Origin of the sequence: Microcella sp. (assembly GCF_019739195.1) — a bacterium.
In the GTDB taxonomy this organism is placed as follows: domain Bacteria; phylum Actinomycetota; class Actinomycetes; order Actinomycetales; family Microbacteriaceae; genus Microcella.
Genome location: NZ_JAHHDS010000003.1, coordinates 217,641 through 243,015 on the forward strand (window position 1 = coordinate 217,641; position 25,375 = coordinate 243,015).

The 25,375-nt window shown below is 67.6% G+C and carries 24 protein-coding genes; 10 read left to right on the forward strand and 14 right to left on the reverse strand.

Annotated elements, in window-relative coordinates:
* Window positions 1-109 precede the first annotated feature (109 nt).
* The 7 genes from KL788_RS02770 to zapE all read right to left on the reverse strand — a co-directional run bounded on the left by KL788_RS02770 (window position 110) and on the right by zapE (window position 7,231).
* Window positions 110-511, reverse strand: a complete 402-nt coding sequence (locus tag KL788_RS02770; RefSeq protein WP_293168283.1) for a cation:proton antiporter — start codon at window positions 509-511, stop codon at window positions 110-112.
* Window positions 508-774, reverse strand: a complete 267-nt coding sequence (locus KL788_RS02775) for a monovalent cation/H+ antiporter complex subunit F (protein ID WP_293168285.1) — start codon at window positions 772-774, stop codon at window positions 508-510. Before KL788_RS02775 ends, KL788_RS02770 begins: the two co-directional genes overlap by 4 nt.
* The gene (locus tag KL788_RS02780) at window positions 771-1,151 is read right to left on the reverse strand and encodes a Na+/H+ antiporter subunit E (protein ID WP_293168287.1); all 381 of its coding nucleotides are present in this window, start codon (window positions 1,149-1,151) and stop codon (window positions 771-773) included. The genes KL788_RS02775 and KL788_RS02780 overlap by 4 nt, the downstream gene beginning before the upstream one ends.
* Window positions 1,148-2,782, reverse strand: a complete 1,635-nt coding sequence (locus KL788_RS02785; RefSeq protein WP_293168288.1) for a monovalent cation/H+ antiporter subunit D family protein — start codon at window positions 2,780-2,782, stop codon at window positions 1,148-1,150. The genes KL788_RS02780 and KL788_RS02785 overlap by 4 nt, the downstream gene beginning before the upstream one ends.
* Entirely contained in the window at window positions 2,779-3,129 is a 351-nt protein-coding gene (locus tag KL788_RS02790) for a sodium:proton antiporter (protein WP_293168290.1), read from the reverse strand. Before KL788_RS02790 ends, KL788_RS02785 begins: the two co-directional genes overlap by 4 nt.
* Complete coding sequence (mbhE, locus tag KL788_RS02795; RefSeq protein WP_293173109.1) at window positions 3,126-5,975, reverse strand: hydrogen gas-evolving membrane-bound hydrogenase subunit E; 2,850 nt, start codon at window positions 5,973-5,975, stop codon at window positions 3,126-3,128. Before mbhE ends, KL788_RS02790 begins: the two co-directional genes overlap by 4 nt.
* A 215-nt stretch (window positions 5,976-6,190) precedes the next feature.
* Complete coding sequence (gene zapE, locus KL788_RS02800; RefSeq protein ID WP_293168292.1) at window positions 6,191-7,231, reverse strand: cell division protein ZapE; 1,041 nt, start codon at window positions 7,229-7,231, stop codon at window positions 6,191-6,193.
* Between the two features lie 114 nt (window positions 7,232-7,345).
* On the opposite strand from zapE, the gene KL788_RS02805 reads away from it, so the two are divergent.
* From KL788_RS02805 to KL788_RS02815, 3 genes are read left to right on the forward strand one after another with little or no spacing between them, the layout of a single operon-like run.
* Window positions 7,346-8,245, forward strand: a complete 900-nt coding sequence (locus tag KL788_RS02805; RefSeq protein ID WP_293168294.1) for a sulfurtransferase — start codon at window positions 7,346-7,348, stop codon at window positions 8,243-8,245.
* Between the two features lie 9 nt (window positions 8,246-8,254).
* Window positions 8,255-8,686 carry a SufE family protein gene (locus KL788_RS02810; protein WP_293168296.1) on the forward strand — a complete coding sequence of 144 codons (432 nt, stop codon included), beginning with the start codon at window positions 8,255-8,257 and terminating at the stop codon, window positions 8,684-8,686.
* Entirely contained in the window at window positions 8,686-9,417 is a 732-nt protein-coding gene (locus KL788_RS02815) for a dihydrofolate reductase family protein (protein ID WP_293168298.1), read from the forward strand. The genes KL788_RS02810 and KL788_RS02815 overlap by 1 nt, the downstream gene beginning before the upstream one ends.
* On the opposite strand, the gene KL788_RS02820 is transcribed toward KL788_RS02815, so the two are convergent.
* Window positions 9,408-10,580: an alpha/beta hydrolase family protein gene (locus tag KL788_RS02820; protein WP_293168300.1), complete on the reverse strand. Its 1,173-nt coding sequence runs from the start codon at window positions 10,578-10,580 to the stop codon at window positions 9,408-9,410. The genes KL788_RS02815 and KL788_RS02820 overlap by 10 nt on opposite strands.
* 79 nt (window positions 10,581-10,659) lie before the next feature.
* Between KL788_RS02820 and KL788_RS02825 the strand changes: the two genes are divergently transcribed.
* From KL788_RS02825 to KL788_RS02845, 5 genes are all read left to right on the forward strand, one after another.
* Window positions 10,660-11,259 carry a DUF3000 domain-containing protein gene (locus tag KL788_RS02825; RefSeq protein ID WP_293168302.1) on the forward strand — a complete coding sequence of 200 codons (600 nt, stop codon included), beginning with the start codon at window positions 10,660-10,662 and terminating at the stop codon, window positions 11,257-11,259.
* Window positions 11,260-11,308: 49 nt separating this feature from the next.
* Window positions 11,309-12,523: an HRDC domain-containing protein gene (locus KL788_RS02830; protein ID WP_428846126.1), complete on the forward strand. Its 1,215-nt coding sequence runs from the start codon at window positions 11,309-11,311 to the stop codon at window positions 12,521-12,523.
* Between the two features lie 81 nt (window positions 12,524-12,604).
* Window positions 12,605-13,804, forward strand: a complete 1,200-nt coding sequence (locus tag KL788_RS02835) for a thiolase family protein (RefSeq protein WP_293168304.1) — start codon at window positions 12,605-12,607, stop codon at window positions 13,802-13,804.
* Window positions 13,801-15,969 (forward strand): 3-hydroxyacyl-CoA dehydrogenase NAD-binding domain-containing protein, encoded by a 2,169-nt coding sequence (locus KL788_RS02840; protein ID WP_293168306.1) that lies wholly within the window; start codon window positions 13,801-13,803, stop codon window positions 15,967-15,969. Before KL788_RS02835 ends, KL788_RS02840 begins: the two co-directional genes overlap by 4 nt.
* A gap of 48 nt (window positions 15,970-16,017) precedes the next feature.
* Window positions 16,018-16,569, forward strand: a complete 552-nt coding sequence (locus KL788_RS02845; RefSeq protein ID WP_293168308.1) for a dihydrofolate reductase family protein — start codon at window positions 16,018-16,020, stop codon at window positions 16,567-16,569.
* On the opposite strand, the gene dxs is transcribed toward KL788_RS02845, so the two are convergent.
* The 5 genes from dxs to dut all read right to left on the reverse strand — a co-directional run bounded on the left by dxs (window position 16,548) and on the right by dut (window position 23,342).
* Window positions 16,548-18,494: a 1-deoxy-D-xylulose-5-phosphate synthase gene (gene dxs / locus KL788_RS02850; protein WP_293168310.1), complete on the reverse strand. Its 1,947-nt coding sequence runs from the start codon at window positions 18,492-18,494 to the stop codon at window positions 16,548-16,550. The genes KL788_RS02845 and dxs overlap by 22 nt on opposite strands.
* An 84-nt stretch (window positions 18,495-18,578) precedes the next feature.
* Window positions 18,579-21,410 carry an aconitate hydratase AcnA gene (gene acnA / locus KL788_RS02855; RefSeq protein ID WP_293168312.1) on the reverse strand — a complete coding sequence of 944 codons (2,832 nt, stop codon included), beginning with the start codon at window positions 21,408-21,410 and terminating at the stop codon, window positions 18,579-18,581.
* A gap of 107 nt (window positions 21,411-21,517) precedes the next feature.
* Complete coding sequence (locus KL788_RS02860) at window positions 21,518-22,273, reverse strand: DUF3159 domain-containing protein (protein WP_293168314.1); 756 nt, start codon at window positions 22,271-22,273, stop codon at window positions 21,518-21,520.
* On the reverse strand, window positions 22,270-22,884 hold the full coding sequence (locus tag KL788_RS02865; RefSeq protein WP_293168316.1) for a DUF3710 domain-containing protein: 615 nt from the start codon (window positions 22,882-22,884) through the stop codon (window positions 22,270-22,272). Before KL788_RS02865 ends, KL788_RS02860 begins: the two co-directional genes overlap by 4 nt.
* The gene (gene dut, locus KL788_RS02870) at window positions 22,881-23,342 is read right to left on the reverse strand and encodes a dUTP diphosphatase (protein WP_293168318.1); all 462 of its coding nucleotides are present in this window, start codon (window positions 23,340-23,342) and stop codon (window positions 22,881-22,883) included. The genes KL788_RS02865 and dut overlap by 4 nt, the downstream gene beginning before the upstream one ends.
* A 33-nt stretch (window positions 23,343-23,375) precedes the next feature.
* Between dut and KL788_RS02875 the strand changes: the two genes are divergently transcribed.
* A complete protein-coding gene (locus tag KL788_RS02875; RefSeq protein WP_293168320.1) occupies window positions 23,376-23,816 on the forward strand; it encodes a DUF3093 domain-containing protein in 441 nt (146 codons plus the stop codon).
* Between the two features lie 34 nt (window positions 23,817-23,850).
* Here the strand turns inward: KL788_RS02875 and KL788_RS02880 are convergent, their stop codons facing one another.
* Complete coding sequence (locus KL788_RS02880; protein ID WP_293168322.1) at window positions 23,851-24,141, reverse strand: DUF4193 domain-containing protein; 291 nt, start codon at window positions 24,139-24,141, stop codon at window positions 23,851-23,853.
* Window positions 24,142-24,345: 204 nt separating this feature from the next.
* Between KL788_RS02880 and sepH the strand changes: the two genes are divergently transcribed.
* Window positions 24,346-25,374, forward strand: a complete 1,029-nt coding sequence (gene sepH / locus KL788_RS02885) for a septation protein SepH (RefSeq protein ID WP_293168324.1) — start codon at window positions 24,346-24,348, stop codon at window positions 25,372-25,374.
* Window position 25,375 lies beyond the last annotated feature (1 nt).

Consider the following 25,375-nt stretch of genomic DNA (forward strand, 5'->3'; position numbering starts at 1 on the left):
CGTGCCCAGTGTTGAGGCAGGAGGTTTCAGCACCGGTGTCGCGATGTTTCCCCGGTGTTACGCAGACGCGCCTCAGGTAAACATCGCGTTTCGGCGATGTGCGGTGCGGCTATGAAGTCGCCGAGTCGTCACCGAAGGATTCGTCGTCATCGATCAGACGATCGCGCGGCGATGCAGTGGAAGCGGCGAGTTCGTCGGGGATCGTCGTCGCCACAGGACGACTGCCGGTCAGGTAGCCGGATCGTGCGAGGGCGAAGCTTCCGATCGAGCTCGTCAGCAACTGTGCAGCGATGGCGATCACGCCCTTCACCACATTCAGGGGGCTGAAGTCGAGTACGACGACACCGACGATGATGAGCGCGACGCCGAGACCCGCGGCCGTGCCGATCGCGCTGGTGCGCGTATAGAGGTCGGGCAGCTTGATCAGGCCGATCGCAGCGCTGGCGATGATGAACGCACCGAGGATGAGCAGTGCGCTGCCGCTGATCGTCACGACGAGATCGGCGGTCATCGCTGGCCCCCCTGCAGCAGGCGCGCGAGCGAGAGGATCGACAGGAAGCCGAGAATCGCCGCGATGAGGATGATGTCGATGACGGCGTCGATCGAGAAAGTGAGGCCAAAGACCGCGACGATACCGATGAAGGCGAAGAAGATGAGGTCGCCGGCGACCGCGGTATCGCCCGCGGTGGGTCCGCGCACGATGCGCACTACCGCGAGCACGACGGCGATCGCCAGCAAGCCGATGACGATGGCGGCGACGACTGTGGGAATCACGGCGTGTCCTCTCTGGCATGAGACGCCGGGGCTCGCCAGCGCACCCCGCGCACGAGTCGCGCCTGCGTGTCGAGAAGTGACGACCGGAATGCTTCCGGGTCACCCGCGACGAACATCCCGTGCACGAACATCGCGCGCGCTCGACGGTCGACGGCGATGACAAGTGTGTCGGGCGTGATGGTGATGATCGCGATGAGCAGGGTGAGCTCGGCGTCGCTCATCTCGTCGAGGTCGACCCGCACGATGCCCGGCTGAGGTTGGCGGCCGGGCGTGAGGATCAGAGCGCTCACCTGCACGCTCGTCACGATGAACTGCTTGGTGAACCAGCCGAGAAGCGCGAGCGCGCGCACGGGGAGGCTCCAGGGCGAAGTAGTCATCGGTCGATCACCGCCCGCACATAGTCGTTGATGTCGACGAGCCCGGCGGCGGCCTGTTCGGCAAGCTGCAGCAGGCCCTCTGCTCCGAGCCCGAGCCCGACCGAGATCGCCGCAAGCACCAGTGATGGCACCAGGAGCCGCACCGGCACGCGCGTGCCCCGATGCTCGTGCGGGTCGTCGTCGTCTGCGGCGGTCTCGGCTCCGCGCGGCGGTTCATGTCGCTCGACCGCGAGGGCCGCCTCCTCCGCGACAGCGTCGGCATCGACCGGCTGGTCATCGAGCAATGCATGCCGTTCACGGATGCGCGCCTCGGCCGCGAGTAGCTCGACGTCGGCGTGCCGCTTGCCGTTGAACATCTCGGCCCAGATCTTCATCATCGCCACGAGAGCGAGCAAGCTGGCGACGATGAGAAGCCCGGCGACGAGCACCTGGCCACCCTCAGCCGTGGCCTGCACGAGCGCGTACTTGGCCACAAAGCCCGAGAACGGCGGCAGCCCTGCGAGCGAGAGTGCCCCGACAACGAACACGGCCGTCAGCAGCGGTTCACGCGTGCGCAGGCCCGATACGCGGCTGAGGTGCCCCGACCCGTAAGTCTGCTCGATGGCGCCCGCGATGAGCAGCAGCGAGCCCATGACGATCATGTGATGAACCATGTAGACCACGCCCGCGGCGAGCCCGGCGGGAGTGAACACCGCGACACCGACGAGGATGAAACCGATGCCGCTGACCATCTGGAAGACGAGCAGAGGGCGCATCTCGCTCTCGCCCAGAGACGTCAGCGCACCGACCAGCAGCGTGATCGTGGCGACGATGATGATCGGCGTCATCCACGCCGGGTCGCCCTCGAAGATCACCGCGCTGATGCGAAAGATGATGTACACGGCGACCTTCGTGTGCAGGCCCGAGAACAGGGCGGCCACGGCGGGCGAAGCGGCGCCGTAGGTGCGGGCGAGCCAACCGTGCGCCGGGAAGACCGCGGCCTTGACCGCAATCGCGCTCAAGCACACGGCCGCGGCGATGGCCGTGGCCGGGTCGTCGCCCGCACCGGCGAGTTCCGCAAGGTTGACCGTGCCCTGCACGGCGTAGATAAGCCCTACGCCCGCGAGGAAGAGTGTCGACGCGAGCAGATTTACGGTGACATACAGCCGCGACCCGCCTAGGTCTCCGCGTCGGCTGAGAATCACCAGCAGTCCGTAGGAAGGCAGCAGCATGACCTCGATGAACACGAAGAGGTTGAAGAGGTCGGCAGTCAGGAGCGCACCCGCGACGCCACCGGCAAGCACGAGCACGAATGATGCGATCGACGGGCTGCGGGCCTCGCCACTGGTGATCAGATGCCCGAAGGTCACGGTCGAGAGAATCGCGGTCACGAGCAGCAGCAGGCTCGAGAAGGCATCGGCGACGAACGGGATCGCAATGCCGCCGGGCCACAGAGCGACCTGGTGGGCGAGCACTGTGCCGTCTGCCGTAATGACCACGAGCACCACGGCGCCGACCAGCAGCGCGACGAGGGATGCCGCACCGAGCACCTGCCGCAGCCGGTGGTGCGCAGGCGCGACGAAGAAGGCGCCGCCGACGAGAAGGGGCGCGCCGACGAAGAGAGGCAGCAGGGCCTCGATCACGGGGATCATGGCGCTGCCTCCTGAGTCGCCGCATCTGTGTCGTGGCCGGCAGCCGGCGGCTCGGTGTCATCGTCGCCTCGACCCACCACCGCAAGCGTCGCCATGACGACCGTGATCGCGAACGCGATCACGATCGCGGTCAGCACGAAGGCCTGCGGCAGCGGGTCGGCGGCGCTCGAGGTGTCGCCGCCGAAGAACGGAGCGTCTCGACGCGCGACTCCCCCGGCAGCGATCAGCAGCAGGTTCACCGCGTGCGTCAGCAGCACGAAGCCGAGAATGATGCGGATCATGCCGCGCTGCAGCACGAGGTAGACGCCCGCAGCCGCGAGCAGTCCGATTCCGAGAGCGAGGCTCATCGCGCCACCTCCTGATCGCGCGACCCGGCACGTTCAGAAACCTCGCCGGGGCGGTCGCGCACGCCGCCGAGCTCGTTGAGCACGGCGATGATGATGGCGACGACGGCGAAATAGACGCCGAGGTCGAAGATCAGGGCGCTCGTGAAGCCGTACTCGTCGCCCCAGGGCAACGGAATATCGATGCGCACGGGCTTGAGGAACGAACCGACAAGGTAGCCGCCGATGCCGCTCACCACGCCGACGACGACCCCGGCCGAGAGCAGCGCTCGATAGGGCCATCGCACGGGTGCCCGCCGATCGGATGATGCTCCGAGATAGGCGAGCGCGAAGCCCGTACCACCGACGAGCGCGGCGATGAAGCCGCCGCCCGGCTCGTAGTGGCCGCGCAGCAGCAGGTAGATCGAGAGCACGATGATGACGGGCGCAGCCCAGCGCGCGACCACCCTGATGGGCAGAGTGTTGTCGGCCTCGCGCAGCAGAGCAGTGCCCGCCCACGCCCGCATATCGGGAGTGCGTTCGGGCAGGATGGGCCGGGCGGCGAGCACCCCCATGAGCACGATGCCGGCTACGGCGATCACGGTGAGTTCACCGAAGGTGTCGAGCGCGCGGTAGTCGACGAGGATCGTGTTGACGATGTTTGTGCCCCCGGTATCGGTGTAGGCCTCGTCGAGGAAGTACTGCCCCGCCGCCGAGATGTCGCGACGACCCGTGAAGGCGAGCGTGACGACAGTCGCTAGTGCGCCGACCGCGAGAGCGATCGTGGCCGTGATGAATTGTCGCGACCGCGTGACGCGATGGAAGACGGCGGGCAGACGGCGCAATATGAGCACGAGCGCGACCACGGTGAGCAGCTCGACGAGCAGCTGGGTGAGGCCGACGTCAATCGCTCCGAGCGCGAAGAACCAGAGAGCCACGACGAAGCCGGCGCCACCGACAAGGATGAGGGCGGTCAACCTCGATCGCGTGATGACGGCGGGCACGACGGTGGCGAGCAGCAGGGCGAGCAGCAGAGCGTCGGTCCATGGCTCGCCCGGCTCGACGATCTCTCCGAGAGCGGGCGCGATGGCGATCGCCGCCAGCGCAACGACGCCGAGAAGCGCCCACGGCGTCGCGAGGTGGACCGGCTGCGCGTCGGTGCGGGTCAGATCTCCGACACGCGAGCCGAGAGAGATCAAGCCGGTGCGGATGCGCTCGACGACATCGATCGCCGTGAAGGGCAGGATGCGCCGTTCGAAGAGGCGGTCGAGCGCGCGACGGCGGCTGATGGTGACGAGGCCGAGCGCGATGATCGTGATCGAGAGCGCGAGCTCGACGGTGAGCCCGCCGAACAGCGCGAACGTGGCGCTGTAGGAGATGCCCGCCGCGGCACCGCCTGCAGCGCCGATCAGCGGGTGCAGCCAGACCACGGCGGGGCCGAGCACGAGGCCGAGCAGCGCGGGTAGCAGTGCCGGCACGATAATTCCCGGACCGGCCTCGGAGACGTACTGCGGCATTCGGTGAGTATCGAGGTCGTCGTCGACGCGCTCGCTTCCGCGATAGTCGGTGAATCCGCCGAGCAGGATGCGGCCGGTATAGGCGAAGGTGGCCGTGGCTCCGATGACGGCGGTGGCCGCCAAGAGGATGCCCAGCCACGCTGGACCGCCGGGCTCGATCATCTGACCGAGCAGGTACTCCTTGGAGATGAAGCCGAGCAGCGGAAAGACGCCGGCCATCGAGAGCCCGGCGAGCACCGTGACCACGAACGTCACCGGCATGGTTCGCCGCAAGCCGCGCAGCAGCCTAATGTCGCGGCTGCCCGCGCGCTGATCGACGATGCCGACGACCATGAACAAAGCCGACTTGAAGAGAGCGTGAGCGAGCGTGTACAGCGCGGCTGTCGCGAGCGCCGACGGGGTGCCGATGCCGATGAGCGCCACGATGAAGCCGAGCTGGCTCACCGTGGAGTACGCCATGATCTCTTTCAGATCGAAGCGTCGAAGCGCGAAGACCGCCCCCATGATGGCGGTGATGAGGCCGCTCGTCACGAGGATCGACTGCCAGACGACCGTCGCAGCGAGGGCAGGTGAGAACAGCATGAGCAAGTAGATGCCGGCCTTCACCATCGCGGCGGCGTGTAGGTAGGCACTCACCGGGGTCGGCGCCACCATCGCATCGGGAAGCCACATGTGGAAAGGGAACTGCGCCGACTTGGTCATCGCGGCGAGCGCGATCAGCACGGCGACGGCGGCCGTGAAGCCGCTGTCGGTCTGCCACGCATCGCTCTGCAGGGCGTCGCTCACCACGGTCGTGCCGGTGCGCGCGACGATGAGCACGACCGCGAACAGCAGTGCCAGTCCGCCCATCGCGGTAACGAGAAGGGTGCGCACGGCGGGAGCGCTCGCCCGACGGCCCGACCGGTTGATGAGGAAGAACGAGCAGAGCGTCGTGAGCTCCCAGAACACGAAGAGCAGCACGAGATCGTCGGCGAGCACGAGCCCGGTCATCGAGAACGCGAACAGCAGCATCCAGGCGAAGTAGCCGGTGTGCCGGTGCACCGTCATGTCGGAGAGATAGCGGGCCGAGTAGGCCATGACGAGGGCGCCGATGCCCAGCACGATGAGCAAGAAAAGCGCGGCGAGCCCGTCGAGCCGCAACCGCAGGGCGACGTCGAGCGTCGGCATCCACGGCACGACCTCGCGCACCACGCCCGGGCCGTCGAGCAGTTCAGGTAGGCGTAAGCCGACGAGCGTGGCGAGCACCGCGAGCCCGGCCGCAGCGATCCATCCCGCATTGCGGCCGATCACCACGGTGGCGACCATCGTGATGACGACGACCGCGAGTGTCGCGACCAGCAGCGCCGTGAGCATCACGACGCTGGGGTCTTGCAGGGGCGTGCGGGGGTCATGGTCTCCTCACGAGGGGGCAACGTCGGTCGCACCGCCGTATCGACGGTGACGTGCAGCGCGTCGAACGCGCTCCACTACGCCGACCAGGCTTCCCGGCACACCAGCTTCCAGGGTACTGGGTGTCACCGGTCGCGGCGCACAGCCCGCACCCAGCGCTACCGCGATCTACACGGGTGTCAGCGAGCGGCGTGCTCGTGCGCCGCCGACGTGAGAGCGATCATGCGCGACGTCGCTCGCAGGTACTTTTTGCGGTAGCCCCCCGCGAGCATCTCGTCAGAGAACACCTGATCGAGAGGAACCCCCGTGGCATGGATGCGCACCTGTGCGTCATACAGCCGGTCGACGAAGGCGACGAGCCTCAGCGCGTCGGTCTGGTTGTGCAGCACCTCGACATCACGGACGCCGACGGCGGTAACTCCGTCGATGAGGCCGATGTAGCGGCTGGGGTGCACCGTCGAGAGGTGGCGCAACACATCGCGGAAGCCGTCGACCGTGACACCGTCGCCTTCGGCGACGATGCGCGCATCGAATGCCTCGTCACTGAGCGACACGGCGTGGCCCTCGATGTCGCGCTTGCGGTAGTCCTCACCATCGATGCGCACGGTCGTGAAGCGGTCGGCGAGCGCGTTGATCTCGCGCAAGAAGTCGATGGCTGCGAATCGGCCTTCGCCGAGCGCGTGCGGGGGTGTGTTCGAGGTCGCCGCGATGCGCGATCCGCTCGCCACGAGTTCGCCCAGCAGCCGCGACATCACCATCGTGTCGCCCGGGTCGTCGAGCTCGAACTCGTCGATCGCGATGAGGGCGGCGCCTCGAAAGTGCGCCACAGCCTCGCGATAGCCGAGTGCCCCGACGATCGCGGTGTACTCGATGAAGGTGCCGAAGTACTTGCGACCGCGCGTGCGGTGCCACAGCGCGGCCAGCAGGTGGGTCTTTCCCACGCCGAAACCACCGTCAAGATAGACACCCGGCTTGGCCACAGGTGCCGCAGGTTTGCGCGAGAAGAAGCCGCGCGAGGCCGACACCGTGTCGCCCGAGAAGGTGCGCATCGCCTCGACCGCCTGAGCCTGCGAGGGGTAGCGCTCATCGGGCTCGTAGTTCTCGAGACTCGCGTGGGCGAACTGCGGCGGCGGCACCAGGTGGCCGACGAGCTCTGCCGCCGTCATGCCGGGCTGCCGGTCGACCAGGCGTGCCACTGTTCGCGTGGGTTCGCCCGTCATTGTGTGCCCTCGAGGTTGTCGCACTCCGTCATCAATAGGTCGACGCCCAGCCGGAGTGCGTAGATTCATCGGTGGGCGGTGATGTTCAGTTTACCGCTGTGAAGAGAGGCCCTTATGACCGTCGCATTCGACCCCGCCGAGAAGTTTCAGCAGTACGCGCACCCTGAGCGCCTGGTGTCGGCCGCCTGGCTCGAGGCTCACCTCAACACATCCGGACTTGTCGTCGTCGAATGCGATGAAGACGTGCTGCTCTACGAGACGGGCCACATTCCGGGCGCCGTCAAGCTCGACTGGCACACCGAGCTCAATGACCCCGTCATGCGCGACTACATCGACGGCGAGCAGTTCGCCCGGCTCATGAGCGCCAAGGGCATCGCCCGTGATTCGACGGTCGTCATCTACGGCGACAAGAGCAACTGGTGGGCGGCCTACGCCCTGTGGGTTCTGACGCTATTCGGCCACCACGACGTGCGGCTGCTCGACGGCGGGCGCGACCGCTGGGTCTCCGACGAGCGCTCGCTCACGACTGAGACCGCTCAGCCCGCCCCCACCGACTACCCCGTCGTCGAACGCGACGACGCAGCGGTACGAGCTTTCAAAGACGATGTACTCACGCACTTCGGCAATCCCCTGATCGACGTGCGCTCGCCCGAGGAGTACAGCGGCGAGCGCACCCACATGCCTGCCTACCCCGAAGAAGGCGCGCTGCGCGGCGGCCACATTCCGACCGCCGCGAGCGTGCCGTGGTCGCGCGCCGCGAACGACGACGGCACCTTTCGCACCGCGGCCGAGCTCGCGACGGTCTACCGCGACGGAGCCGGGCTCGGTGACGCCGATGACGTGATCACCTACTGCCGCATCGGCGAGCGCTCGAGCCACACGTGGTTCGTTCTCACCCACCTGCTCGGCATTCCGCGCGTGCGCAACTACGACGGGTCGTGGACCGAGTGGGGCAGCGCCGTGCGTGTGCCGATTGCCGTCGGCACCGAGCCTGGCACGGCACCCGGCCGATAGCCTGGGCGCGTGACCGACCTGCCCGGCCCCCTCGCCGAGATTCGCGACGACTTTCTCTCGTTCACCGAGAAAGAGCGGCTGCAGCTGCTGCTCGAGTTCTCGAACGAGCTGCCTGCGCTACCCGAGCGCTATGCCGAGCATCCAGAACTGCTCGAACGGGTCGAAGAATGCCAATCGCCCGTGTACCTCTTTGTCGATGTCGTCGATGGTGATGTTCAGGTGCACGCGACCGCACCTGCAGAGGCACCGACCACCCGCGGTTTCGCATCGATTCTCGTACAGGGCATCTCCGGTCTGCCCGCCGACGTCGTGCTCGCGATTCCCGACGACTTTCCGCTGCAACTCGGCCTGACCGCCGCTGTCAGCCCGCTGCGTCTGCGGGGCATGTCGGGCATGCTGTGGCGCATCAAGCGGCAAGTGAGCGCCAAGGCGGCCGTCTGATGCTGCACGGCACGCTGCGGCGCATCGTTCCGGCCGACGGCGGCGCCATCGATCTCGACGCGACGGATGCCCGCACGACCCTGCTCGATGCGTACGACCCGCGCGCCCCCGAGCTCCTGCGGCTCAACCTCGTGACCACGCTCGACGGTCGCGCGGCCGGCAGTGACGGCACCTCGGAGTCGCTCACGTCGCGCGTCGACCGCACCATTCTCGGCGTGATCCGCGAGCTGAGCGACCTCGTGCTCGTGGGCGCCGAGTCGGCGCGGCGCGAGGGCTACCTGCGCCCGAAGCGCGCCGCCCTGGCCATCGTGACCGCCTCGGGCGACCTGCGGGGGCACCGGCTCGACGCTCCTGCGGGCGGTCACCCGCTGCTCGTGCTGACGACCGAGAGCGGCGCGCGGCGGGCGGCCGAGACCCTGCCGGCGGCGCAGCGCCTCGTGCTCGACGGCGACGAGCGACTCGAGCCCGTCGAGGTGATCACGACCCTGCGTCGAGCGGGCTTCGGGCGCATCGTCGCCGAGGGCGGTCCGCGGCTCGCCGCTCAGCTGCTCGAGGCAGACCTCGTCGACGAGCTGTGCCTGACCGTCATGCCGCGCCTCGGCGGCCCGGCTCTACCGCTGCTGACGTCGGCGCCGACCCGCATCCACGACGCACGACCGCTCTCGCTGCTCGTCGACGACTCAGGGGCGCAGTTCGGCCGATGGGCGCTTCCGCGCGGCGCTCAGGGCTGACGGTCGCCGAGCTCGGCGAGCCAGGTGCCGATCGCGCGCTCCCAGCGGGGCGCGTCGTAGTTCCAGAGCTTGGTGTGCCGAGCGATGGCAAAGTGCTCAAGGCGCACCACGTCGGGGCGAGCGGCTGCGAGCGCAAGACTGCCGTCGCTCGGCACGAAGCCGTCGTCGACGCTGTGCAGCACGAGCATCGGAATGGTCAACTCGGCGGCCCGCGCCACAATGTCGAGGCGATCGAAATCGATCGGCTCGTCGAGGCCCACCCACTGCGAGGCGCTGTGGGACGAGAGCATCGCCATCGCCGCGTCGCGCACGACCGCGGGGAGGCCCGACGCGGCGGCTTGAAACCTCAGCACCCGCACCCAGTCGACGACGGGCGACTCGAGCACGACGCCGACGACATGCTCGGCGAGCTGCGAGCGCGTGATGCACTGCAGCACCGTGGCACCGCCCATCGACCAGCCCATGAGCACGATGCGGGTCGCCCCCTCGTCGAGGGCATAGGCGATAGCCGCCTCGACGTCGCGCCACTCGTCGTCGCCGAGCGCATAGCGTCCGTCGATGCTGGCCGGAGCATCCCCGTCATTGCGGTAGCTGATGAGCAGCGAGCCGTAGCCGGCCTCTGTGAAGGCGTTCACCGCGCGCAGCCCCTCGGCTCGCGTGACCGCACGCCCGTGCACCTGGATGACCCAGTCGGCGCCCGACCCTGTGCCGTCGATGCGCCACGCGGGGGCGACCCCGATCGGGGTGCGGATGCCGACGTCGCTGAACGGCACGGCCAGATCGGCGGGCGTCAGGTACCACCAGCCGGCCCATCGCGCGCGAGATGCTCGCGAGAGGTCACCGCGCTGCACCGAGTGAAGCTGCCGCGTGACCGACTGTGCGTCGTGCCGAATGATCTCTCCGATGCGAGCGTGGCCGCGATCACGGTCGAACCACATCGAGTACCGACCCGGCGCGAGAGTGTCGAGGGTGCGGCTGAGCACGATCTCGCCCGCCGGCTCGTCGACCGACAGCACCTCGATGTCATACCGCCGCCGGGTCGGCGGAGTGACGACGTTGCGCGCCACGCGCACCGCGACCGCCGCGGCTCCGAGACCAGTCGCCAGGGCTCCGACGGCCAGCATCGTGAGCACCGTCGAGATCGGTAGGCGCCTCGCCGTCACACGGGCCTCCGCGGGTGCGGCGAGGGACGAGCGGCGAGTCTCACGAGCCGAATCTAGCAACTGCGCCTAGTCTGCAGACGTGTCCCCCGCCGCAACGACATCGCTGACGCCCCAGGCCGTGTTCGACGCACTGGTCGCCTCGATCGAGCGTGCCGTGCTGCGCGATGAGCTGCAGGTCACGACGATTCCCGCACCAACGGGCCTCGCGCCCTTCGCCCACGCGCTCGCCGCCGATGTCAACCCTGCGCGTCACGCCGACGACTCCGACCTCGGTACGGGCCGCGTCGTCGTGCTGTACGACCCCGACGCGCCCGAAGGCTGGGGCGGCGTCGTGCGCGTCATCTGCTTCGCCCAGGCGCCGCTCGAAACCGAGATCGGCCTCGATCCCTTCGTCTCTGACGTGGCCTGGTCGTGGCTCGTCGATGCCCTGGCCGCTCGGGGCGCCCGGTACACGGCCGCGAGCGGCACGGCCACCAAGGTGCTCTCGACCGGTTACGGCGAGCTCGCCGCGCAGGGCAGCGGCGCGCAGATCGAGCTGCGCGCGTCGTGGACCCCGCTCGACCTCGACCTCGCCCCCCACATCGAGGGTTGGGCCGAACTGCTCTGCATGGTCGCCGGGTATCCCCCGGCCACCGACGGAGTGGCGGTGCTGCCGACTCGACGGAGCCCGCGTGCCTGAATCCGCCCCCGACAAGGCCGCCCCCGGCGACACCGAGACCGCGCCCGAGCTGCCGGTCGCTCGCCTCGCCGAGACCCCCGTCGTCATCGACACCCGAGCGGCCTATCTCGACGCCGTCGCCCGCATCGCTGCTGGCGAGGGCCCCGTCGCGGTGGATGCCGAACGGGCGAGCGGCTTCCGGTACTCGCAGCGGGCCTACCTCATTCAGGTCTACCGACGCGGAGCGGGCACGTTCTTGTTCGACCCGCCGGCGGTGGGCTCGTTCATCGAGCTGCAGCAGGCGATCGGCGGCCTCGAGTGGGTGCTGCACGCCGCGAGCCAAGACCTAGCGTGCCTGCGCGAACTCGAGCTCGAGCCGGGCTCGCTGTTCGACACTGAGCTCGGCGCGCGTCTCGCTGGCCTGGCCCGCGTGGGGCTCGGCGCCGTGGTCGAAGAGACTCTCGGGCTGCATCTCGCGAAAGAGCACTCGGCCGCCGACTGGTCGACACGACCCCTGCCCGCCGCCTGGCTCGTCTACGCCGCTCTCGACGTCGAGCTGCTGCTCGATGTGCGCGACGAGATCGCTGCCCGACTCGACGCGGCCGGCAAGTCCGAGCTCGCTCAGCAGGAGTTCGACGCGGTGCTCGCGCGCGACGCTCCTGAGCCGCGCGCTGAGCCGTGGCGTCGGCTCTCGGGCCTGCACACGGTGCGCGGCCAGCGCGCTCTCGCCGTTGCGCGTGAGCTCTGGCGGGCACGAGACGACTACGCCCGCGAGGTCGACACCTCACCGGGGCGGCTACTGCCCGATTCATCCCTCATCGTGGCAGCCCGCAGCACACTCGCGTCGAAGCGCGACCTCGCGGCACTCAAGACCTTCAGCGGCCGCGCGAGCCGCTCGCAGCTCGATCGATGGTGGGCGGCGATCGAGAGAGGGCTCGCGACCGATGACCTGCCAGCGTTCCGCAGCGGCGAAGAGAGCATCCCACCCCCTCGTTCGTGGCCCGATCGCAATCCTGAAGCCGACCGGCGCATTCGCGAGCTCAAGCCTCGACTGCAGACCGTCGCCGAGCAGTTCGAGCTGCCGCTCGAGAACCTGCTGACGCCCGAGCACGTGCGACGCATCGCATGGTCGCCTCCGCTCGAGATCGACGAGCAGAGTGTGCGCGGCATGCTGGCCGAGCTCGGCGCACGACCGTGGCAGATTGACGCAACCGCACAGGTTATTGCCGCTGCCTTTGTCGATGCCCTCCAGCCTGCAGAGGGGCCCGTGGAGCCCGCTTCGTAGGAAGGCGCAGGCAACCCGCCGCCTCCACGCCCGCCTCCCTAGGCTGGGCCGCAGTCCCATTAACTGCTAGGAGGCACCATCGTGGCTGAACGAGCCGACGTCGTATTCGTAGACGGGGTTCGCACCCCCTTTGGCCGAGCGGGTGAGAAGGGCATGTATTTCAACACGCGTGCCGATGACCTCATCGTGAAGGCCATGATCGGCCTGCTCGAGCGCAACCCTTCGCTGCCGAAAGAGCGCGTTGACGATGTCGCGATCGCGGCGACGACTCAGGTCGGCGACCAGGGTCTGACGCTCGGCCGCACTGCCGCGATTCTCGCAGGCCTGCCCCTCAGCGTGCCGGGCTACGCCATCGACCGCATGTGCGCCGGCGCCATGACCTCGGTCACGACGACCGCTGGCGGCATCGCCTTCGGTGCCTACGACGTCGCGATCGCGGGCGGCGTCGAGCACATGGGTCGTCACCCGATGGGCTTCGGCGCCGACCCGAACCCGCGGTTCCTCGCCGAGAAGCTCGTGAGCGGTGACGCCCTCAACATGGGCCTCACGGCCGAGCGCCTGCACGACCGGTTTCCGGCCCTGACCAAAGAGCGCGCCGACCGCTTCGGCATGCGCAGTCAGCAGAAGGTCGCCGCAGCCTACGAAGCGGGCAAGATTCAGCCTGATCTGGTGCCCGTCGCCCTGCGTAGCGAGGCCGGCTTCGGCCTGGCCACGACCGACGAGGGCTTGCGTCCCGAGACAACGATGGAGGGCCTGGCCGGTCTCAAGACCCCGTTCCGTCCGCACGGCCGGGTCACCGCCGGCAACGCCTCGCCCCTCACCGACGGCGCGACCGTGAGCCTGCTCGCGAGCGCCGATGCGGCTAAAGAGCTCGGCCTGACCACCAAGATGCGTCTCGTGAGCTTCGCCTACGCGGGCGTCGCGCCCGAGGTCATGGGCATCGGGCCGATTCCCTCGACCGAGAAGGCTCTGAAGAAGGCTGGCCTCACGATCGACGACATCGGCGCTTTCGAGCTCAACGAGGCCTTCGCCGTGCAGGTACTCAGCCTGCTCGACCACTTCGGCATCGACGACGACGACCCCCGCGTCAACCCCTGGGGCGGCGCGATCGCGCTCGGCCACCCGCTCGCGAGCTCGGGCGTGCGCCTCATGATCCAGCTCGCCCGCCAGTTCGAAGAGCGTCCTGACGTGCGCTACGGCCTCACCGCGATGTGCGTGGGCCTCGGCCAAGGCGGCAGCGTCATCTGGGAGAACCCGCACTACACCGGAAAGAAGGCATGACCGTGGCGACCAGCGCGATCGCACAATACTCCCCCGACCAGTTCGACGAGCTTCGCGCTCTGAGCGATGACGAGGTCGTCACGCACAGCTACGTGCGCGACGTGCCGTTGCCGAGCGGCGGGATGCTCGCCCTCGTCACTCTCGACAACGGCCGTGATCACACGAGGCCGAGCACTCTGGGCCCCGCGGGTCTCATGGAGTTGGCCGAGCTGCTCGATACACAGAAAGCGCGGGCGGCGGCCGGAGAGATCCGCGCCCTCGCGATCACCGGCAAGCCGTTCATCCTCGCCGCAGGCGCCGACCTCTCGAAGGTCGGCGACATCCCCAGCTACGAGGCGGGCCTGCAGATGGCGCAGATGGGCCACTACGCGCTCGGCAAGCTCGGAGAGCTCGGCGTACCGTCATTCTGCTTCATCAACGGCCTCGCCCTCGGAGGCGGCGTCGAGGTGGCGCTCAACTGCGATTACCGCACACTCGACTCAAGTGCTGCGGCGCTCGCGCTGCCCGAAGTCTTTCTCGGCATCATTCCCGGCTGGGGCGGCGCGTGGCTGCTGCCCAACCTCATCGGCATCGAGAACGCGCTCAAGGTCGTCGTCGAGAACCCGTTGAAGAACAACCGCATGCTCAAGCCCGCCGAAGCGTTCGAGCTCGGCATGGCTGACGTGCTGCTATCGCCGGCGAACTTCCTCGAAGACTCGATCCGCTGGGCCGATGATGTGCTCGCCGGCAGCGTGAAGGTCAAGCGCCCGAACGAACCCGGCAAGATCGAGCGCGCGGTCAAGTGGGATGTCGCCATCGGCATCGCCCGCAAGACCCTCGAGAAGCGCCTCGGAAAGGTCGCGAAGTCGCCCTACGCCGCACTCGAGCTGCTCGCTGCCGCGAAGAGCTCGACCAAGGCAGAGGGCTTTGCGGCCGAAGACAAGGCTCTGGCCGACCTCGTCGCGGGCGACCAGTTCCGAGCATCCATCTACGCCTTCAATCTCGTGCAGAAGCGTGCCAAGCGCCCCGCAGGCGCACCCGACAAGGCGCTCGCAAAAAAGGTGACGAAGGTGGGCGTGCTCGGTGCCGGGCTCATGGCCAGTCAGTTCGCCCTGCTCTTCCTGCGTCGCCTGCAGGTGCCGGTGATCATCACCGACCTCGACCAGGCGCGAGTCGACAAGGGCCTCGACTACATTCGCGGCGAGATCGCCGAGCTCGAGAAGAAGGGCCGCATCGACTCCGATGAGGCGAACCGTCTCAACGCACTGCTGACGGGCACGACCGACAAGGCCGACTTCGCCGACTGCGACTGGGTCATCGAGGCAGTGTTCGAAGAGCTCTCGATCAAGCAAGACGTCTTCGCCGAGATTGAGCAGCACATCTCCCCCGAGGCCGTGCTCGCGACCAACACCTCGTCGCTCTCGGTCGAGCAGATCGGCGCGAAGCTGAAGCACCCTGAGCGCGTGGTCGGCTTTCACTTCTTCAACCCGGTCGCGGTCATGCCGCTCGTCGAGGTCGTCAACACCCCGGCCACCGACGAGGCGACGCTCGCGACCGCGATGGCAACGGCGCAGGCGCTGCGCAAGAACGCGGTCATCACCGCCGACACACCCGGCTTCGTCGTCAACCGCATTCTCGCCAAGGTGCTCGGCGAGGCCATGCACGCGGTCGAGATTGGCACGCCGTTCGAGACCGTCGTCGAAGCGCAGCGCCACTTTGGGCTGCCGATGGATCCGTTCGTGCTGCTTGATCTCGTCGGTCTCAAGGTCGGCGCGCACGTGCTCGATACGCACCACGCTGCGTTCCCTGACCGGTTCTTCGAGTCAAAGGCCCTGCACGAGCTCGCCGAGGCGAACGTGCTGCTCGAAAAAGACAGCAAGGGTCAGTCGAAGGGAATCGACAAGAAAGCCATCGCGATCGTCGAGAAGCACCGCCCGACAGACGCGACGCCGTACACGGTTGAGCAGCTGACTGCGCGACTCGAAGACGGGCTCGCCGACGAGATTCACCGCATGCTCGACGGAGGTGTCGTCGAGGCCGCGGAAGACATCGACCTGTGCATGATCCTCGGCGCGGGCTGGCCGTTCCAGATGGGCGGCGTCACGCCGTTCCTCGACCGTGTCGGGGCCTCCGAGCGCGTCTTCGGCGGAACGTTCCACGACCCCCGCATCCGCGGCATCCGCTGAGGTTCAGTGGCGGCCTCCCCGGTCGGAGGCCGCCGCTAGCCTGGCGGCATGAGCGGTTCGACTGTCTACTACGTCGCCCAGAGCCTCGACGGCTTCATCGCCGACCGCGACGCCGCCCTTGAGTGGCTGCTCGCGTTCGGGTTCGAGGACTTTCAGCAGCAGTACGACACGTTTCTCGCTGGCATCGGTGCAGTGCTCATGGGCGCGGGCACGTACCGCTGGCTCGCAGCTCAGGGCGAGGCCTGGGCGTACACCGGCACCCCGTGCTGGGTGCTCTCGAGCGGAGAACTGCCTCCCATCGACGGCGCCGCCGATGCCGACATCACCGTGGTCGACGACATGCGCGCAGCAGTCGATGATGCGCGCGCGGCAGCCGGCGGGCACGACGTCTGGGTCGTCGGTGGCGGGTCCACCGCGGCATCGCTCGCCGACGCCGGGCTGCTCGACCGACTGCATCTCACCGTGATGCCGATCACTCTCGGCGCCGGTACGCGCGTGCTGCCGCACACTCTCGCGAGCATCCGATGGCACCTCGAATCGGCGCAGCCGATTGGCTCGGCTGGTGCGGTCGAGCTGCGCTACCGCGTGCGCTCGTCCTGATCGACGGTCGCGCCGAGCTCGTCGGGCAGCGGCCGCGCCACGGGAATGCGCGTGCCGAGCACCTGAGCGACGAGGTCGCGGGCGATCGCCTGCGACGTGAGGCCGACGCGCTCCATGATTTCGTCGCGCGTGGCGTGCTCGAGAAACTCATCCGGAAGACCCAGCTCGTCCACGGCCGTGTCGACGCCCGCCGCCCGCAGATCTTGACGAATGCGCGTACCGATGCCGCCCACGCGCACGCCGTCTTCGATGCTGACGAGAATGCGGTGATCACGCGCGAGCTCGATCACGCTCTGCGGCACGGGAACCACCCAGCGCGGGTCGACGACGGTCGCACCGATGCCCTGCGCAGCGAGACGCTCGGCGACCTCGAGCCCGATCTTGGCCATGGGGCCGACGGTGACGATGAGCACGTCTTTGTGAGGCGCCTCGCGCAGCACATCGACCCCGTCGTCGGTGCGGCGCACGGCGTCATACTCTGTGCCGACCGACCCCTTCGAGAAGCGCACGACGGTCGGGGCGTCGTCAACGGCCACGGCCTCGCCGAGCTCTTCGCGCAGGCGCGTCGCGTCGCGCGGCGCAGCGAGACGGATGTTCGGCACGACCTGCAGAATGGAGAGATCCCACATGCCATGATGGCTGGCACCATCGGGGCCGGTGACTCCTGCACGGTCGAGAACAAAGGTCACCCCTGCTTTGTGCAGGGCGACATCCATGAGCACCTGGTCGAAGGCTCGATTGATGAACGTCGCATAGACCGCCACCACCGGGTGCATGCCGCCGAAGGCGAGTCCGGCAGCCGACGTCACCGCATGCTGCTCGGCGATGCCGACGTCGATAATGCGGTCGGGGTGCTTCTCGGCGAGCTTGTGCAGCCCCGTAGGCCGCAGCATCGCCGCCGTGATGCCGACGATGCGGCGATCTTTGTCAGCGAGAGCGACGATCTCGTCAGCGAAGACCGAAGTCCACGAGGGTCGGCTCGCCTGCTCGACCGACTCCCCCGTCTCGGGGTCGATCTGCCCGACGGCGTGGAACTGGTCGGCGACGTCGGCGAGGGCGGGTTCGTAGCCTTTGCCCTTCTGCGTGATGGCGTGCACGATCACCGGAGCGCTGTACTCCTTGGCCTGTCGCAGAGCACGCTCGACGTCTTTCAGATCGTGGCCGTCGATGGGGCCGATGTACTTGATGTCAAGATTCGAGTACAGGGCCTCATTGTTCGTGAATCGCGAGAGGAAGCCGTGCAGGCCCCCGCGCACACCGCGGTAGACCGCGCGGCCAGGAGCGCCCAAGTAGCCAAAGGCCCGCTCGGTTCCGCGGCGGAACTGGTAATACGAGCGCCGGGTGCGCACCGTAGACAGGAAGCGCGCCATGCCGCCAATCGTCGGCGCGTAGGAGCGACCGTTGTCGTTCACGACGATGACGAGGTTGCGGCTGTTGTCGTCGCTGATGTTGTTGAGGGCCTCCCACGTCATGCCGCCCGTGAGTGCGCCGTCACCGACGACAGCGATGACGTGGCGGTCGTTCTGACCCGTCATCTCGAAGGCGCGAGAAATGCCATCAGCCCAGCTCAGCGAGCTCGACGCGTGCGAGCTCTCAACGATGTCGTGCTCACTCTCCGACCGCTGGGGGTAGCCCGCGAGGCCACCCTTCTGGCGCAGCAGCGAGAAGTCTTGCCGGCCCGTGAGGAGCTTGTGCACGTACGACTGGTGCCCGGTATCCCACACGATCGCGTCGCGCGGCGACTCGAAGACGCGGTGGATTCCAAGCGTGAGCTCAACGACGCCGAGGTTCGGGCCGAGGTGACCACCCGTCTTCGAGACCTCTGCCACGAGGAATCGGCGGATCTCCTCCGCAAGCTCGAGCATCTGAGACTCGGTGAGCTGGTCGAGGTCGCGGGGTGAGCGGATGGTGTCGAGCAGTGCCATTGAAGTACTCTACCGAGGCTTCCCGAACCTCACCCGGTCTGCGCACGCCAGTTGCTGGGCGTTCGCTGACGGTTGCCTCGAGAACTAGACGAGACTGCGCAGCACGTACTGCAGAATGCCGCCGTTGCGGTAGTAATCGGCTTCACCCGGCGTATCGATGCGCACGACCGCGTCGAACTCGATCGGCTGCTTGCCGTCGGGCGAGTGAGCGCTCGGAGCAGCAGTGACGCGCACCGTGCGCGGTGTCGTGCCGTCGTTGAGCGCCGTGATGCCCGAGATCGAAACGACCTCGGTGCCATCGAGTCCGAGACTCACGGCCGACTGACCTTCCGGGAACTGCAGCGGGATCACGCCCATGCCGATCAGGTTCGAGCGGTGGATGCGCTCGAAGCTCTCGGCGATGACCGCCTTCACGCCCAGCAGGCTCGTGCCCTTCGCGGCCCAGTCGCGGCTCGAGCCCGAGCCGTACTCCTTGCCGGCGAAGATCACGAGCGGCACACCCGCAGCCTGGTATCGCTCGCTCGCGTCGTAGATGAACGCTTGCGGCCCCTCGGCCTGCGTGAAGTCGCGCGTGAAGCCGCCTTCGACCCCCGCCCCGTCGTTCGCGTGCGCCAACAACTGATTGCGCAGACGGATGTTCGCGAAGGTTCCGCGGATCATGACCTCGTGGTTGCCGCGACGCGACCCGTACGAGTTGAAGTCTTTGCGGTCGACGCCGTGCTCGGTCAGGTACTGGCCCGCGGGCGAATCGGCCTTGATCGAACCAGCCGGGCTGATGTGGTCGGTGGTCACCGAGTCGCCGAGGGTCGCGAGCACACGCGCGTCGACGATGTCGGTCACGGGCGTCGTCTCCAGCGTCATGCCATCGAAGTACGGGGGCTTGCGCACGTAAGTCGACTGAGCATCCCACTCGAACGTGGCCCCGTCGGGGGTCGGCAGCGACCGCCAGCGCTCATCACCCTCGAACACCGAGGCGTACTGGTGGTCGAACATGTCGGTGCTGATCGACGAGTCGATCGTCGACTGAACTTCGGCGGCGTCGGGCCAGATGTCGCGCAGGTAGACGTCGTTGCCCTCGGAGTCGGTTCCGAGAGCATCCGTCTCGAAATCGAAGTTCATCGAGCCGGCGAGCGCGTAGGCGATGACGAGCGGCGGGCTCGCCAGATAGTTCATCTTCACGTCGGGGTTGATGCGGCCCTCGAAGTTGCGGTTGCCCGAAAGCACGGCCGTGACGGCCAGGTCTTTGTCGGCAATCGCGGCCGAGATCTCGTCGGCCAGGGGGCCGGAGTTGCCGATGCAGGTCGTGCAGCCGTAGCCCACGGTGAAGAAGCCCAGAGCCTCGAGATCGTCGGTGAGGCCGGCCTTCTCGTAGTAGTCGGTGACGACTTTCGACCCGGGGGCAAGAGTGGTCTTGACCCACGGCTTGGCCTTGAGCCCCTTCTTCGCCGCGTTGCGCGCGAGCAGACCCGCGGCGAGCATGACCGAAGGGTTCGAGGTGTTGGTGCACGACGTGATCGCCGCGATCGTGACCGCCCCATGATCGAGCGTGAAGTGGTCGTCGCCGACCGTGACGTCGACGGGGTTCGAGGCCGTCGACGGAGCGTGGGAACGGTGCCGATGGGCCAGCTCTGCACCGGCGCCTTCATCTTCGGGGGTGAAGCCGACGGGGTCAGATGCCGGGAACGAACCCTCGAGAGCCGCATCGACGCGCGAGTGATCGGTTGACGCGTAGTCGACGAGTGCAGTCTCGAACGCCAACTTCGCGACCGAGAGCTCGATGCGGTCTTGCGGCCGCTTCGGCCCTGCGATCGAGGGCACGACAGTCGACAGGTCGAGCTCGAGGTACTCGCTGAAGCGGGGCTCCACCGACGGGTCGTGCCACAGCGATTGAAGCTTGCTGTACGCCTCGACAAGCGCAACCTGAGAGTCGCTGCGCCCGGTGAGACGCAGATAGTCGAGGGTCACTTCGTCGATGGGGAACATCGCGGCGGTCGAGCCGAACTCGGGGCTCATATTGCCGATCGTGGCGCGGTTCGCGAGCGGCACGGCCGACACGCCATCACCGTAGAACTCGACGAACTTGCCGACGACGCCGTGCTTGCGCAGCATCTCGGTGATGGTGAGCACGACGTCGGTCGCCGTGACCCCGGTCGGAATGGCGCCCGTGAGCTTGAACCCGACGACCTTCGGAATGAGCATCGAGACGGGCTGGCCGAGCATGGCCGCCTCGGCCTCGATGCCGCCGACACCCCAGCCCAGCACGCCGAGGCCGTTGACCATCGTCGTGTGCGAGTCGGTGCCGACGCACGTGTCGGGGTACGCGCGCAACACCCCGCCGACCTCGCGGGTGTAAGTGACCTTGGCGAGGTGCTCGATGTTGACCTGGTGCACGATGCCCGTGCCTGGAGGCACCACCTTGAAGTCGTCGAAGGCCGTCTGGCCCCAGCGCAAGAACTGGTATCGCTCGCCGTTGCGCTCGTACTCGATCTCGACGTTGCGCTCGAGGGCATCTGCGGTGCCGAAGAGGTCGGCGATGACCGAGTGGTCGATGACGAGCTCGGCCGGGGCCAGCGGGTTGATCTTGTTGGGGTCGCCGCCGAGAGCCGCGACAGCTTCGCGCATGGTGGCGAGGTCGACGATGCAGGGCACACCCGTGAAGTCCTGCATGACGACCCGGGCGGGCGTGAACTGGATCTCGGTGTCGGGCTCGGCTGCGGGGTCCCACGAGCCGAGTGCGCGGATCTGGTCGGCGGTGACGTTCGCGCCGTCTTCGGTGCGCAGAAGGTTCTCGAGCAGCACCTTCAAGCTGAATGGCAACGTCTCGTAGCCGGGAACGGTGTCGATGCGAAACACCTGATAGTCGGCGCCCTCGACTGACAGAGTGTCGATCGACTCGAAGCTGTTGACTGCAGACACTGGGGACTCCCTCTTCGCAACGTGCTCACCGGCGCCGACTCTCTGCGCTCGACGCCCACACTACCGGCCGAAAACTATCTTGATGTCGAGATAAATAATGCTAGCACTCAGGATGCTCGCCGCGCGTAGACCGCGCGGATCATGAGCCACGTCACCCACAGCACGGCCGCGTAGAGCGGCAGGCCCATGAGCAGCTTGGTGGCCGCGAGCGCAGCTGCCTGCTCCGTGAGGTAGAGCGGCAGCTGCACGCCGAGACGAAGAGCGAACAGACCCACCCACAACCACGTTGTGACCGTCAAGACAGTGCGCTTGGCCGGGTCAGCGCGCCATTCGTGGTCGCCCGTGAGAAGTCCGGTGATGACCCCGATCAGAGGCCGTCGCACCGCGAGACTCACGAGCAGGGCGACAAGCCACACCCCGTTGATCACGAAGCCGAGAACGAAGTTCTCTTCAGCGCGCCCGGTCCACAACGCGAGGCCGGCCGAGAGCGCGATACCGATCAGGCCGATGACCGCCGGCATGATCGGCGATCGCATGATCGCGCGCACGAGCACGAAGACGATCGCGATGCCGAGCGGAATGAGCACAGAAGGAGCGACTTCGCCGGTGATCGTAAAGACGACCAGGAACAGGAACCCGGGCAACAACGACTCGACGAGGCCACGAACGCCGCCGACCGCCGCCCAGAGCGCGTGGGCGGTCGGGCGCTCGCCCGGAGCAACCCGCGCGAAGCCTGAGCGCTGCGCCGCGGCGGCAAAAGCAGCGCGCACGTCGACCTCGGCAGCAGCGCTGTCGCGCTCGACCTGCTCAGCTCTGTCGACCTGTTCAGTGCTGTCGACCGACTCGTCGCCGTTCGAACTCATGAGCCCGTCGGAGCCTGCGTCGCACCGGCCGGCACGTGCAGCGGAATAAGGTCGCGGGGAGGCATCGGCGTCGTGCCGCGCACCACGACGATGCTGCGGAATACTTCGTCGATGGCCGCGGCGGCATCGGGCTCGATCGCGCCGGCTCCGGCAATCACTCCGCGCAGGAACCACCGCGGCCCGTCGACGCCCACGAATCGAGCGACTCGGGTGGCGCCTGCCTCGCCCCCGGTGACGGGAATGCGAGCCACGAGCTCGGGGCCCAGTGCGCCGTCGCGCTGCTGGATCTCGCCGCCCTGGGTGCGGATCTGCTCCACGATCTGAGCGCGAATCTCGTGCCACAGCCCGCTGGTGCGGGGCGCGGCGAAAGGCTGAACCTGCAGGGTCGATCCCGAGAAGTCGATGCCGACCGCGACGACACGCTTCGTGCCTTCCTCGATCTCCAGCCGCAGCTGCAGGCCGTCGCGCGGCACGAGCTTCACGCCACCCAGATCGACGTAGGGTCGCACGGCGTTCGCTTCGCTCTCGTCGAGCGGTCCGTTCTCGGCGCGATCCGAGGGCGCTGACTTCGCGTCGTCGGGCAGAACCTCGTCGGGGGTCGGATCAGTCACGCAGTGTCTCCTTCGATCGGCACACCACGGTAGCCCGTCGAACCGAATCCTCGCTCACCGCGATGACTGCCCGGCAATGTCTCGACCGGCACGAATCGCGCGCGCGACACTGGCCAGACGATGAGCTGCGCGATGCGATCCCCGATCTCGACCGCGAAGTCATGCTGCGAGTCCGTGTTGAGCAGGGTGACTCTGATCTCGCCGCGATAGCCGGCGTCGACAGTGCCGGGCGCGTTCACGATCGTGATGCCGTGGCGGGCGGCGAGGCCGCTGCGAGGAACGACGAAGGCTGCGAATCCGTCGGGAAGGGCGATGGCGGTGCCCGTTCCCACGGTCGCCCGCTGACCGGGGGCGAGGACGACCGACTCAGCAGCCACGAGGTCGGCTCCTGCATCGCCGGGGTGCGCGTAGACGGGCACCGTGTCACCGGTGATCAGCACATCGACGTCTTGCGGCACGCGTCGAGGCTAGTGCATGGTCGAATGGACATCATGAACACCTATCGCGAGCGCCTCTGGCCCTCACCCTGGATCATCGCGATCGCTGCGCTCGCGATTCCTGCCAGTCTGCTCACCTTCGCCGCGATCGATGTGCTGGTCGGCGCACTGACCGGCGTCGTGCTGTTCGCCGGAGTGATCGCGGTCGCCGTACTCTCGGCACCGATTATCGAAGTCGCCGACGGTATGCTCCGCGCTGGTTCTGCGCGCATCCCGCTGTCGTTCGTAGGCGACGTCGATGTTGCTCGCAAGGCCGAGGCACGTCACGCGCGCGGTCCGGGGCTCGACGCGCGTGCACACCTCGTACTGCGACCCGACATCGATCCGATCGCTCGTATCAAGCTCACCGACCCTGATGACCCCGCTCCCTACTGGGTCGTATCGACGAGGCATCCTGACGAGCTCGCGGCCGCGATCGCCGCAGCGCAGGCGTGACGCGCGCCGGGTAGGAGCTCAGGCGACGAGGAACTCAGGCAGCGCACTCTCGGCAGACAGAGCCGAGCTTCTCGTCGTGATCAAGCTGTGAACGGTGCTTGACCAGGAAGCAGCTGATGCACGTGAACTCGTCCGCCTGGGGCGGGAGAACGACAACGTCGAGATCGAGATCCGCGAGGTCTTGACCGGCGAGCTCGAACCCTGGATTGTCGGAGTCATCAGCGTCAACGACACCCGACATTTTGTCGGGAACGCGCTCCTGCAGAGCCTGGATCGAGTCCGTGTCCTCATCCGTCTTGCGGGGGGCGTCGTAGTCCGTAGCCATGCCAGTCCACTTCTCATCATCACTCGTCAGCCGCGTTCGGCGGCCATAGTTTGCAGGAAGCCCGGACCAAACGCAAACGCGCACGCTTTCACGACCTGCCGAGCAACCATCGCCCCTAACTTCCGGCACGCCCTGGCTATTCCCGGGCTCGGCTGACTGCGCGTGGGATGCTGTCGGTGCCAGCTTCGGCTCAGGAGGCCCCGCATGGATGAACTCGCAGTGATCGGCGTCGAGAACGGCGCCCTCATCGTGGTCTCGACCGACGGCGATCGGTTTCGGGTTCCCATCACCGAAGCGCTGCACACCGCTCTGCGACAGAACCGGCCAGCGGTACCTGCAGCTCACCGGGTGGGCCCGCGCGACGTGCAGGCCATGATCAGGTCGGGGCTCAGCGCGACCGAGGTCGCCGATCGCACGGGTGAGCCCCTCGAGTACATCCGACGCTTCGAGGGTCCGGTGCTGGCAGAACGCGAGTACGTCGTCACAGCGGCACGTTCGGTACCGGTGTCGACGGCCGACGAATCGGATGATGTCGCACTGTTCGGAACCGTCATCGACAGTCGGCTCGATGAGCTCGGAGCACGCGCGATCTCATGGTCGAGCCGCAAGAAGGACGGGCACTGGATCGTCGCCGTCGACTTCCTCGACGGTGACACCGAGCGCACTGCCACGTGGACCTACGAGCCGAAGCGCTCGGTGCTCGCGCCGACCGACCACGAAGCACAATCCCTCTCCCGGCAGGGCTCAGCCCCCGACACGGTGCTGCCGCGACTGCGCGCGGTGCCGGCCGACGAAGCGCCGACCGGACGATTCGACAGCGGCGCGTTTAACCCGACGACCTCGTCTCCTCGACCGGTCGAACCCATGGATCGACCCGTCGGTGTCAGCCCGTCATCGGAGGAACCCGCGTCGCCGGACGTGAGCCAGACGGCCGACCTGCTCGATGCCCTGAGGCGTCGGCGCGGCGAGCGGGAGTCGGCCGCGCTCGATGACTGGGAAGCATCACGAGCGGCCCACCCCTCGACCGGCAGCATCCGGATCGTCGATGTTCCGCTCGACACTGGGGACGAGTCGGTCGAGCGTCACGAATCAGACGAATTCGCCGACTCCCCCTCGGCCGAGTCAGACGATGCCACGCCCACACCCAAGTCGACGAACCGGCGCGGGCGTGCCGCGATGCCGAGTTGGGACGAGATCGTCTTCGGTGCCCGGCCCGACGACGATCCCGCGTAGT

Bases quoted from the DNA above. Each gene is read 5' to 3' on its own strand.
- KL788_RS02815 (WP_293168298.1), top strand. From the start codon at position 8,686: ATGCTGCACGGCACGCTGCGGCGCATCGTTCCGGCCGACGGCGGCGCC.
- KL788_RS02880 (WP_293168322.1), bottom strand. From the start codon at position 24,141: ATGGCTACGGACTACGACGCCCCCCGCAAGACGGATGAGGACACGGAC.
- KL788_RS02770 (WP_293168283.1), bottom strand. From the start codon at position 511: ATGACCGCCGATCTCGTCGTGACGATCAGCGGCAGCGCACTGCTCATC.
- KL788_RS02780 (WP_293168287.1), bottom strand. From the start codon at position 1,151: ATGACTACTTCGCCCTGGAGCCTCCCCGTGCGCGCGCTCGCGCTTCTC.
- zapE (WP_293168292.1), bottom strand. From the start codon at position 7,231: ATGACGGGCGAACCCACGCGAACAGTGGCACGCCTGGTCGACCGGCAG.
- KL788_RS02840 (WP_293168306.1), top strand. From the start codon at position 13,801: ATGACCGTGGCGACCAGCGCGATCGCACAATACTCCCCCGACCAGTTC.
- KL788_RS02785 (WP_293168288.1), bottom strand. From the start codon at position 2,782: ATGATCCCCGTGATCGAGGCCCTGCTGCCTCTCTTCGTCGGCGCGCCC.
- dxs (WP_293168310.1), bottom strand. From the start codon at position 18,494: ATGGCACTGCTCGACACCATCCGCTCACCCCGCGACCTCGACCAGCTC.
- KL788_RS02845 (WP_293168308.1), top strand. From the start codon at position 16,018: ATGAGCGGTTCGACTGTCTACTACGTCGCCCAGAGCCTCGACGGCTTC.
- KL788_RS02875 (WP_293168320.1), top strand. From the start codon at position 23,376: ATGAACACCTATCGCGAGCGCCTCTGGCCCTCACCCTGGATCATCGCG.
- KL788_RS02805 (WP_293168294.1), top strand. From the start codon at position 7,346: ATGACCGTCGCATTCGACCCCGCCGAGAAGTTTCAGCAGTACGCGCAC.
- mbhE (WP_293173109.1), bottom strand. From the start codon at position 5,975: ATGCTCACGGCGCTGCTGGTCGCGACACTCGCGGTCGTCGTCATCACG.
- KL788_RS02860 (WP_293168314.1), bottom strand. From the start codon at position 22,273: ATGAGTTCGAACGGCGACGAGTCGGTCGACAGCACTGAACAGGTCGAC.
- KL788_RS02790 (WP_293168290.1), bottom strand. From the start codon at position 3,129: ATGAGCCTCGCTCTCGGAATCGGACTGCTCGCGGCTGCGGGCGTCTAC.
- sepH (WP_293168324.1), top strand. From the start codon at position 24,346: ATGGATGAACTCGCAGTGATCGGCGTCGAGAACGGCGCCCTCATCGTG.